General features: G+C 43.6%; 13 protein-coding genes and 4 tRNA genes. All 17 read left to right on the top strand.

Annotated features, from left to right (window positions below):
- On the top strand, window positions 1–380 hold a 380-nt coding region (locus PHE24_06570), incomplete at its 5' end, for an elongation factor Ts (protein MDD4902766.1).
- A gap of 109 nt (window positions 381–489) precedes the next feature.
- On the top strand, window positions 490–1257 hold the full coding sequence (locus PHE24_06575; GenBank protein MDD4902767.1) for a tetratricopeptide repeat protein: 768 nt from the start codon (window positions 490–492) through the stop codon (window positions 1255–1257).
- A 7-nt stretch (window positions 1258–1264) separates the two neighbouring features.
- Window positions 1265–1336 (top strand) — tRNA-Thr (locus PHE24_06580).
- Between the two features lie 95 nt (window positions 1337–1431).
- Window positions 1432–1504: transfer RNA gene (locus PHE24_06585), tRNA-Tyr, on the top strand.
- Between the two features lie 129 nt (window positions 1505–1633).
- Window positions 1634–2749, top strand: a complete 1116-nt coding sequence (locus tag PHE24_06590; GenBank protein ID MDD4902768.1) for an AIR synthase-related protein — start codon at window positions 1634–1636, stop codon at window positions 2747–2749.
- 266 nt (window positions 2750–3015) lie between these two features.
- Entirely contained in the window at window positions 3016–4050 is a 1035-nt protein-coding gene (locus PHE24_06595) for a tyrosine--tRNA ligase (protein ID MDD4902769.1), read from the top strand.
- A gap of 432 nt (window positions 4051–4482) precedes the next feature.
- A tRNA-Thr gene (locus PHE24_06600) sits at window positions 4483–4555 on the top strand.
- 118 nt (window positions 4556–4673) lie between these two features.
- Window positions 4674–5189 (top strand): hypothetical protein, encoded by a 516-nt coding sequence (locus PHE24_06605; protein MDD4902770.1) that lies wholly within the window; start codon window positions 4674–4676, stop codon window positions 5187–5189.
- A 94-nt stretch (window positions 5190–5283) separates the two neighbouring features.
- A complete protein-coding gene (gene rpmG / locus PHE24_06610; protein ID MDD4902771.1) occupies window positions 5284–5442 on the top strand; it encodes a 50S ribosomal protein L33 in 159 nt (52 codons plus the stop codon).
- A gap of 33 nt (window positions 5443–5475) precedes the next feature.
- Complete coding sequence (locus tag PHE24_06615) at window positions 5476–5826, top strand: four helix bundle protein (protein ID MDD4902772.1); 351 nt, start codon at window positions 5476–5478, stop codon at window positions 5824–5826.
- A gap of 29 nt (window positions 5827–5855) precedes the next feature.
- A tRNA-Trp gene (locus PHE24_06620) sits at window positions 5856–5926 on the top strand.
- Window positions 5927–5990: 64 nt separating this feature from the next.
- Complete coding sequence (locus tag PHE24_06625; protein MDD4902773.1) at window positions 5991–6497, top strand: hypothetical protein; 507 nt, start codon at window positions 5991–5993, stop codon at window positions 6495–6497.
- Window positions 6476–7528 (top strand): ATP-binding protein, encoded by a 1053-nt coding sequence (locus PHE24_06630; protein ID MDD4902774.1) that lies wholly within the window; start codon window positions 6476–6478, stop codon window positions 7526–7528. The genes PHE24_06625 and PHE24_06630 overlap by 22 nt, the downstream gene beginning before the upstream one ends.
- A 174-nt stretch (window positions 7529–7702) precedes the next feature.
- Window positions 7703–8512, top strand: coding sequence for a hypothetical protein (locus PHE24_06635; protein MDD4902775.1), 810 nt, complete (start codon window positions 7703–7705; stop codon window positions 8510–8512).
- 180 nt (window positions 8513–8692) lie between these two features.
- Window positions 8693–9559 carry a CPBP family glutamic-type intramembrane protease gene (locus PHE24_06640; protein ID MDD4902776.1) on the top strand — a complete coding sequence of 289 codons (867 nt, stop codon included), beginning with the start codon at window positions 8693–8695 and terminating at the stop codon, window positions 9557–9559.
- A 247-nt stretch (window positions 9560–9806) separates the two neighbouring features.
- Window positions 9807–10055, top strand: coding sequence for a hypothetical protein (locus PHE24_06645; protein ID MDD4902777.1), 249 nt, complete (start codon window positions 9807–9809; stop codon window positions 10053–10055).
- 222 nt (window positions 10056–10277) lie between these two features.
- Window positions 10278–10646, top strand: a complete 369-nt coding sequence (locus PHE24_06650; protein ID MDD4902778.1) for an NUDIX hydrolase — start codon at window positions 10278–10280, stop codon at window positions 10644–10646.
- Window positions 10647–10837 lie beyond the last annotated feature (191 nt).

Here is a 10837-nt window from a genome sequence, read left to right on the forward strand (position 1 = left end):
CACCCTCTTCCGATCTGGGCGACGAACCTCGCGCCCGGGAGCTTTTGAGCAAACGCGGCGCGGAAATGGCCGAAAAAAAATCGGAACGGCAAACCAAAAGCGGCATAGTCAACGCCTATGTCCATGCCAATCAGCGGATCGGCGTCTTGTTGGAACTCTATTGCGAGACGGATTTTGTGGCGCGCAACGAGAATTTTAAGGACTTGGCGCACGAAATTTGCCTGCATATCGCGGCCGTTGCCCCTCAGAGCAATGAAGAATTGCTGGCTCAGCCTTTTATCAAGGATTCCGCCAAGACCGTTCAGAATGTCATCACCGACGCGGTGGGGAAGCTTGGCGAGAACATAAAGCTGGGCAAATTCAGCCGATTCGAGATCTAACCGCGGATTCGCGCGGAAATTATCAAATTCCGGTCATCTGTAAAATCAGCAAAGTCATAATTATCAGTGTAATTGCGCGGTTTTTAAAATTCGCGTAGAACAACGGTTTATGTCTTGGATAACCATATTGGGGATAATCATATTTATCGGCGGGCTGGGGGGAGTGATTTTTTTCGTCGCGCGGAAAATCCCGTCTTTGGCAAAATTGTCCCGCGAGCCCCAGCCTTCGCTTAACGGCAAGCTGGGTGAAGAAATAAAAGCGCGGCTACACGGGCTCAAATACTCTAATTTTTTGCCGATGGCCTTGAGCCAGCTGGAAAAGAGCTTGCGCAGGCTCCGTTTGTTCGTTTTAAAACTGGACAATCTTTTCGTGGCCTGGATAAAGTCATCGCGCGAGAAATCGGACGTCTGGACAATCAGATCCCGCGCCTGGATGGAACACAGGCGGCTCAAAAAAAAGGAGAAAACCCAGCTTTTGGAACAGCTGGATAAGGCAGAGGTTTCCCATACCATCAAGAAAATCGAACAAGAGGTGGCCAAGGACGAAGACAGCGCTTTCAAGGAGAAAGTGGAAATAGTCAACGCCGTGGAAGAAGAAAAAGTTATCGAGCCGGTCTTGTCCGAACCGGTCGAGCAGGAAGAAGAGGAGGAAATACTGACTGTGACCGAAGAAGAAAAGAAGTATATCGACGCCATCGCGGAAAATCCCAAGGATCTGAAGGCTTACCGGGCTCTTTGCGACATCTATTACAATCAACAAAGCTATTCCGACGCCCGGGCTTGCTTCCGCCAAGTTTTGAAGCTTGATCCCACGGACGAACAGACAAAAGTGAAGCTGGAAAAAATCAAGGGCCTTCGCAGCGTGAGGAAGAAGTAATGGGCTGGCCAGCGTAGCTCAGTGGTAGAGCAGCTGTTTTGTAAACAGCAGGTCGTCGGTCCAATCCCGACCGCTGGCTCCGTGTTTTGGCATAAAAGCGGCTTTAAGCCGTTTTTTAGTAGGAGCAAACTGGACATTTCGGAGTAAAATGTTAAGATTTTATATAAGCATCGACCAGGGGTGGCAGAGCGGTTTATGCGGCGGTCTGTAAAACCGTTTTATGCAGGTTCGACTCCTGCCCCCTGGACACTTCAGAAAATTCGGACAAGAAGGTTGCAGTAAAAATCATAAAGGGTAAAAAGACAGGAGGGCTGGGAGGTCCTTTTATTTTTTTTGGATCAGCATCAGTTCATTTCATCAAAAGGAGGATAAAATCATGGCGAAAAAGATGACTTATGCCGGTGTCGGCGTGGATTACGATTCAATGGATCCTTTCAAGCGCATGACGCAAATAGTCGGCCGGGAAACGGCCGCAAACATTCGTCGACTCAACGACGGTGAGTTCCGGGAGGTCGAAACGAGCCGAGGTGAGAGCGCTTATCTCATCGAGGCGAAGAAAAGCTACTTCGCTCATGTTGAAGAAGGCCTGGGCACTAAAAACCTGGTCGCCGATGCAATGTACGCGCTGACCGGCAAGACTTACTACGACCGGATCGCGCAGGACGCGGTAGCTATGATCGTGAACGATATGATCACGCTCGGTGCGTTGCCCCTTTCGGTGGCAATGCATTTGGCTGTCGGGACCTCGGATTGGTTCAACGATCAGAAGCGGTGCCGAGACCTTGTTGAAGGATGGAAAAATGCCTGCAATTTGGCGCGGTGCGTCTGGGGCGGCGGCGAAACGCCAACGCTCAAGGGAGTAGTGGTTCCGGAAGCGGTTGTGCTTTCCGGCTCGGCAATGGGTCTGATAAAGCCGAAGGAGCGGCTCATCACGGCCGACAAAATCCAGCATGATGACGCGATCGTGATCATCGAGAGCTCCGGCATCCACGCTAACGGTCTCACATTGGCGAGAAAGATCGCCGACAAGCTGCCCGACGGCTATCTCACAAAACTCAGCGACGGCAGGACTTACGGCGAAACGCTTCTCGATCCCACTCATATTTATGTCGGGCTTCTCGAGGACTGTCTCGACCGCGGCGTGGATATCCATTACGCAGTGAACATCACGGGCCATGGCTGGCGTAAGTCGATGCGCGCAACGCAGCCTTTTGCCTATATTATCGAGCGTCTTCCCGAAAAACTCCCAATTTTCGACTTTTTGCAAAAGCACGGGCCGATAGACGATTTCGAGGCTTACGGCAACTTGAACATGGGCGCAGGATTTGCCCTTTATGTTTCGGGGTCGGATGTGCAAGCGGTTATAGATGTCGCGGCTTCCCACAAAATCGGTGCGTTTCGCGCCGGGTACATCAAGAAAAATCGCAAGAGGAAGGTTGTTATCAAGCCTAAGGACATTAAATATCTTAGTTCAACGCTCAGAGTTCGTTAAGCCATACTGGCCCTGCTTGGCGATTATTTTGCCGGGCAGGGCTGTTTTAATTTCGCTTGCTCTTTAACTCTTAAGCCACTACCGGACTCAAAGCGCAGAGGCGCTAGGCCGAGGCGGTGGCACTTCAGAAAATTCGATCGAGAAGGTTGCAGGCAAGGGGGTTTCGTTAATGGCGGGGCATAAACATTGTCCCGCTTTTCTTTTTGCTTGATTTATTGCGATTTTTCCATTATTATAAAAATGCGATAATTCGACGATAATCCAAGATGAGCATCGAAGAAAAGCTCAATTTAATAAAACGCAATACGGAAGAGATTCTGACGGAAGAAGAGCTGGGAGAACTTTTAAAAACCAAAAAAGAACCGGTCGTTTATTTGGGCTACGCGCCAACGGGCCGGCCGCATATCGGCTATCTTATCCCGGCGATGAAGATCAAGGATTTCGTGAATGCGGGCTTGAAGGTGAAGATCTTGTTGGCCGATATACATGCGCATTTGGACAACCTGAAAAGTCCGCTGGAACTTTTGGCTAAGAGAGTGGAATTTTATAAGCAGGAATTGTCGGCGCTGTATAAATCCATTGGCACTGATATCTCTAAGATCGAATTCATTAAGGGCAGCGATTATCAGCTGGGCAAGGAATATTCTTTGGATATGTATCGTCTGGCCGCCCAGACGAGCGCCGAGCGCGCCAAACACGCGGCGGCGGAGGTTGTTAAATTCGGCGACGCGCCAAAGCTGGGCGGGTTTTTATACCCTTTGCTGCAAACGCTGGACGAAGAGCATTTGGGCGCGGATATCCAATACGGCGGAGTGGATCAGCGAAAAATTTTCGGCTTTGCCCGCGAATCGCATCCCAAGATCGGCCAGCAAAAACGGATCGAAATCATGACGCCGATGCTGCCGGGAATCGACGGCGGAAAAATGAGCGCGTCGGAAGCCGGCTCAAAAATAGACCTGCTGGACAGCGAAGCGGAAATCGCCGCCAAGATCAAGAAGGCCTATTGCCCCGAGGGTGATCTGAAAGACAACGGGATTATGGTGTTCATGAAATATGTTATTATGGCGCTGAAGGAGGATAAGGGAGAAAAATTAGCGGTTGAACGGCCGGAAAAATTCGGCGGAAATGTGGAATATGCTAATTACGCGGATTTGGAGAATGATTTTGCCGACAAAAAACTGCATCCGGAAGACCTGAAGAAAGCACTGGCCAAAGAATTGGTAAAAATTTTAGCGCCGGTGAGGGAAGCGATGGAAGGCAAGGAGGATTTGATAAAAGAAGCGTATCCGGAGAGTGGCTAATAGCCAATGGCGTATAGCAAATAGCAGTTCTTTCTTAAACAAGTTTTGTATTTATCGCAATTAGCTATATGCTATAAGCGATAAGCTAAATTCGCCGATGTAGCTCCGCCGCAGAAGCGGGGCAGGCAGTTGGTACCCCGCAAATGCGGGGCATGGTAAGGAGTAAGATGTTTTATACTTATATTTTAAAATCAGATAAGGATAGAAGGAGGTATATAGGATATACGAATAATTTGTCTTTGCGATTGAAATTTCACAATGACGGATTAAATCCATCGACAAAGAATAGGCGGCCGTTAAAAGTAATTTGCTTTAAAAAATTTAATACAAAGATAGAGGCGGTAAGATATGAAAGGTATTTAAAAAGATTAAAAGGCGGTAATCAATTGGATATCGAGATAGAAGGAATGTTGAAAAGCTTGTCCCATTAGAGCCGATGTAGCTCAGTTGGTAGAGCAACTCCATGGTAAGGAGTAGGTCGCCAGTTCAACTCTGGCCATCGGCTCTAATGGGATAGAGCATTATAAGCTCAGTTGGTACCCCGCAAATGCGGGGCATGGTAATAAAGAGTAGGTCCCCCGCAAGGTGCGGGGCATCGGCTCAGTGATGGTAAAAAAATAAATATGTTCAGCAAAAAACAAACCATTATTTTAATAGTTTTGATTTTTGTCCTGATAGGTGGTATCTTTCTTTATCGGCAAAAGTACGATAACTGGCCCTGGCAGAAGGGGGCTATCGTGGCTTCGCCGACCGCCACGGCTTCGCCATCGGGCGGCGCTTTGACGGGAGAGAAAGAACCGCGGGAAATCGTGATGGAAGATGTGGCAGTTAAAATCTCCCAGCTTTCGCCAGAGAAGGCGGTTTTGGGCGGGAAGTGGTTTGTGACGCGTTTTTGGTTCGTTGACGGCTCATACAGCACTTTCTATGTGGAATACGAAGACGGCCATATTATGCGGCAGATGCTGTTGGTCGCCGACACTTCCCAAGCGCCAAGCAAAATAAGTTATACGGTTCAAGCTTTCTTCACACCGGGTGAGTCGGACTGGGTGTTGCAAAGCGGAAAAGACCAGACATCGGGCTTGAGCCTGATTTTATACGAATATGATCAAAATATCGGTCGATGGGTGCAAAAAAATTAAAAAGTAAAATATAAAAAGGAAAAACGACATTTTAAAACTAAAACCGAAAATTTTAAATTTTCATTTTTAAATTTTAAATTGAGCGATAGCGAACATGTCTCAAGACAATATCATCAAATTACAGTGCAAAGAATGCAAACGCATCAATCACTGGACAAGAAAGAACAAGCGCAAAGTTGAGCGCAAGATCGAGCTCAAAAAGCATTGCCCGTGGTGCGGCAAGCACACGATGCACAAGGAACTCAAAAAATAGCGTAGGGCTTATAGCCAATAGCAAATAGCAAAAATGTTTCGGTTTGAAACTTTGGAAATATGGAAATTAGCGATCGCTTATGGAAGGCGGCTTTATAAGATTGCGGAAAAATTTCCCAAAACCGAAACATTTGCTTTGGCGGACCAGCTAAAAAGGGCTGCTGTTTCCGTTTCCAACAATATTGCGGAAGGTTCCGGCGGAACAGATAAAGATTTTTCCAATTTCCTGAATATCTCGATTAAATCAATTTTGGAAACGGTGAATATTTTGCATTTCGCCCAAGAATTAAATTACATCAATTTGGCGGCAAAAGATGAGCATTACCAAGAAGCGGAGGTTTTGATCAAAAGGATTAGAGCTTTTAAAAAAGCTCTGTTGCCATAAGCCATTAGCCATAAGCTCTAAGCTATCACGCGGGATTAGTATAGTGGTAGTACTACGGTCTCCAAAACCGTTGGCGGAGGTTCGATTCCTCCATCCCGTGCTTGATTTTAAGAATTTGCCTTTTTAGGTAATTTTTTCTTTCTAGCTATAATAATTTTAATTATATGGATGGAGAACAAGCAATGTACCTTGCTTTAATTAATTTCTTTTGGGGTAGGATTAAAAGCATAGGGGTAAGAATTTTTCGCAAAAAACCTCTTTCAATTGAAGAAATAAAAAAGCAAACACAAATATTGTTTATTGACGATGAGGCGATGGATTCATTGTTGGACAATATTAGAGATGCTGGATGGAGTGTCAAACAAAGAAAAGAGATAGACAATTTTGACGCAGAAGACATTAAAAATTCCGATATAATTTTTATTGATTACAAGGGAGTTTCTCTTAAGTTAACGCCTTCAGACGAGGGAATAGGTCTTTTAAAGGCTTTACGTAGTAAATATCCGCAAAAACATCTAATTTTCTATTCTGGCTATGCTGGATTCATACCTGGTCATGAAATTCATGGCTTTGCTGATGGTTGGATTCAAAAAAACGCTGATCCATGGGTTTATATAGAAAGGATAGAGACGGCAGCTAGAAATAATCTATGCAAGAAGAAACAGGGGTAATCCTATTTGAGTTGTGGGATTCAGAGGATAAATTAGTCGGCCACACTGGAGAACTTGATCAGTTTCCTCAATCTTTTATAACAAAAGCAGAAGAAAACTTCCGGGAAAACGGATTTCGTAATATATACAGAAAGACAGACCAAGGGTCGGTTCGCTTAATAGTAAGAGACGATGATCAAACATTTCAAGGAACTAAATGGGTTAATCGAGGTTGCCAAATTTATTTGAGCTTGATTCCTCAATTAAAACAGCTTGAGAAAAGTCAGAGACAACATTTTGATTCAATTATTAAACGTTTTGCCCATAATCTAATTAAGTTTCAGATCAGATTTAAGGGCAATTTTTCTCGTTTAATATCCGATAACGCTCGTTCTCGTCCGTTTTCGGAGTTTCAAGAAGAAGTAAAAAGGATGATTGAGTCAAATACGAGTATTGCCGCCCAAGATGTGTGTCAAATCTCTCATCGGGCAGTTGATCTAGATGCGCAAATAGAAACTTTGGGTATCATCTCTGGCTATGCGGACGTGTCTAGTGCAGAGAATAAAATAAAAGTCAGTTTACAGAAAACTATTTATAGGCTTGTTAATCCTTTTGTTGATGAATTAAGGGGCCGGGGCATTATTATTAATAATTCCATTCCTTCTGTTGTCACTGGTGAAGATAAAGTGCTCGTTGATCCAACCTTATTAAACGCTGCCGTTTGGCAATTACTGGACAATATTAGTAAGTATGCAAGGGATAATTCGCAGATTGATATTACAGCCGATTTACGTGCTCTTCCTCAAAAATTAGAATTTTCAATGATTAGTGTGCGAATAGATGAGGACGAGAAGGAGCTGATATTCCTTGAAAGAAAAAAAGGCAGACATGCCAAAGGAAAGGCTGAAAATGGTATTGGCTTATTTATTGTTAAAAAAGCACTCTCTTTAATGGGGGCTAAGATATATGCGTTAAGTGAAGGAGAAGACAAAGATTATAAGGATTTCAAATACTCTAAGAATCGTTTCGTTATAGAATTTGAAAAAAGATAGAGAGCAGCAAAAAGGCCTTAGATAATTGTAGACCCCCATGCGAGTACCTTGTTAAGATAATAAAAACAGCCCCAGAAAAGCCCTCAAGGGTTTGCACTAAAGAGGTTATAGACTGGAGTGCTGTGCCATAAGGGGGTAGGTTCAAACGATGCGAGAGCCAAAATAAAATAATTTATGGGAATTTTTCAAACAATTGTAAATAAATATAAAGATGTCAAACGAAAATCCTTTAACAAAAAGGAATTTAAGCAGGCGTTGCTTGAGGCCGTCAACGACGGCAAACTTACAAAAGAAGAAATTGATGGGCTTAATAAAAAGAAAAAAGAGCTTGACCTTACTGATGAAGATATAAAAAAGATACGAGCGGAAATTTTTGCGGTAGCTTTTTCAGTAACAAAATCGGATGAACAAGTTACGAAAGACGAAGAACAAGAACTTTTAACCATCCAAAAATACCTAGGACTAGCTGACGAAGAAATACAATCAAACAAGAAAGAGCTCGCTCGCTTGCGTCTTCTAAACGAAATTCAACAAGGCAATATACCCACGATACCAGTAAAGAATTTAATAACCCAAAAAGATGAAAATGCATATTGGGAAGAACCCGCTACATTAATTGAGGAAAAAGTTTTGCGCCGAAGATTTGAAGGTGGGTCGCAAGGTGTAAGCTTTAGAATTATGAAGGGCGTTAGCTATAGAGTTGGTGGATTTCGCGGTCATTCAGTTAGCGAGACTGGGCTTGTTACAGTCGGAGACGGTGATTTAATCATTACTAGCAAAAGAATTATTTTTAGAGGAGACAAAAAATCTTTTGCGGTAAAATTAGACAAAGTTTTAGACATTCAACTTTTTACTAATGGATTACAATTTTCAGAAATCAATCGCTCAAAACCAAGAATGATCAGATTTGGACAAGAAGGGAATCACAATATAATTGGAGCGATCCTTTCTTATGCAATAAATCATTATGGAGGTAAGGAATAAAAAAATTGTCGACCTCTTCCTATGTATGAGCATTGTTAAGATAGTAAAACAGCCCTAGAAAAGCCCTCTTAGGCTTGCGTCCAAGAGGTTATAAGCTGGAGTGTTGTGCATATTAAAAATCGCCTTTTTGGCGGTTTTTTGGTAAAATTAGAATAAATAATAAAAATTTTAAAACAATCTATGAGTATCTCGAGTTCTATTAGGCGTCATCCGGTTTTATCTTATTACCTTCTGGTGTTTACCATTTCATGGGGCGGCATCCTTATCCTTATCGGTGGGCCTGGTAATATCCCGGGCACCAAAGAGCAAGCCGAGAAGCTGTTTATTCCCGCACTCCTCATTATGTTCGCTGGTCCATTCGTCTCTGGTATCCTTATGAATTTTTTTATTGACGGCAAAGAAGGGCTTCGTAGGCTTCTATCCCGGTTTTTGCAATGGCGGGTTGAAGCGCGCTGGTACGCTGTAGCGGCCTTAACGGGCCCGCTTCTTGTCGCTGCGGTACTCTTTGGACTTTCGTTTTTTAACCAATTATTTCTCCCGGGAATTATCACGGTAAGCGGTAGGGTCGCGTTATTATTATTCGGTCTCGGATGGGGGCTCGTAGGCGGGGGGTTGCTAGAGGAAACCGGTTGGACCGGATTTGCGACACCCAGACTGCGGCAGCGATACGATATTTTATCCACCGGATTGATTGTTGGCGTCCTTTGGGGCATATGGCACTTCATGATAGCTATATGGTCTAGCAATTATTTAGGCGGCTTGAAATCCTGGGTTATGTTTACGGCAGGATTCATTACTTTTTATTTGCTGGCGCTTCCCGCATACAGGGTGCTTTTAGTGTGGGTTTTTGACCGGACCGGAGGAAGCTTGCCTGTGATAATGCTCATGCACGCAATGCTTTCCGCGAGTACGCTGATTCTCCAGCCGTTAGCGACGGGTACGGTCAGTTTTATATGGAATTTAGTCCTGAGCTTGGTATTGTGGATTGTTGTTGCCATAGTCATTATGAACAAGCGCAGACAGTTATTGCAGAAACCTATTTTGTAAAATATTCTGAAGATATTGATTTTTTATATTCTTTCAGATAAAAGAGAGCGGGCGTTGTTTGCCCCTATGCGAGTGCCTTGTTAAGATAGTAGAAGCAGCCTCGGGAAAGTCCTCAAGGGCCTGCCCTAAAGGTTATAAACTGGATCGTGTTTTAAGTAAAAAAAACCGCTGTTCGGCGTTTTTTGTAGGGGATTTAGGAAATTAAGGCTCATGGTATAATCAAAACATAAGAAAGTAAAATAAAAATATGAATAGTATTGAATTATTAAGCGAATTACAAAAACTGGACATTCCAAGCAGCTGGTTCCTAATTGGGGATACGGGTATTACGGATAATAAAACAGTTATTAGAATGAAGGATAATCAATGGGTCGTTTATTATAGTCAGCGTGGCGGCCAATATGATCTGAAGGTATTTGAAACCGAGGACGCGGCTTGTAACGATTTATTGCTTCGCATGAAGTCAAAAAAAGTCGATGTCAAATCTGGCGCATAAGTAATCATATTTGATTTCCGGGCAATAGTTCTAATGTCTTCCCTAACCTCGCGCCATGCTTGCCGCCTTATCAAACAGGCGGTTTTTTCGTATAATTAAATTATGATATACGAGTTTTGTCCAAAATGCGGCAAGAAATATTCCGAACAGCAATTAAATAAATTTGTTTGTTCTGATTGCGGTTTTATTTTATATTTAAATTCGAAACCAACATCGAGCGCTTTGATAATTGACGGAGACAAGGTCTTGCTTGGGAAGAGGTGTATTGAACCGGAAAAAGGAAAATGGGATGTGATTGGTGGATTTTTGGAATATGGCGAACACCCCGAGGCAGGTGCGCGCCGAGAAGCCAGAGAAGAAACAGGTTTTGATATCGAGATCGAAAAATTACTGGGAATATATATGGATATTTACGGGCCTGAAAAATATTCTACTTTGAACATCTGTTATATCGCCAAGATTGTTAGCGGTGAAGTGAAGCCGGGTGATGATATAGAGGAATTAAAATGGTTTTCTGCGAGCGAACTTCCAGAAGTAGCTTTTCAAAACGGCAAAGACATGCTTAGAGATTGGCTTAGAGTAATGGCATAAAAATATCTCCGCAAAAGCCCTCAGAAGGCATAAGTTATGAAAAAAGAACTTGAGGATCTGGGCTATGACGCGTTTTTTGAATCCAGCCGCCAAAAATTGAATTTAGGCGATTTTTCAGTCGGCCGGGTCATGGTCGAACATCGCGGAGCTTATAAGGTCAGGAGCGCAAACGGCGAATACCTGGCCAGGAT

It is taken from the genome of Patescibacteria group bacterium, from assembly GCA_028707065.1.
Taxonomy (GTDB): Bacteria; Patescibacteriota; Patescibacteriia; order Patescibacteriales; family WJLG01; genus JAQTUZ01.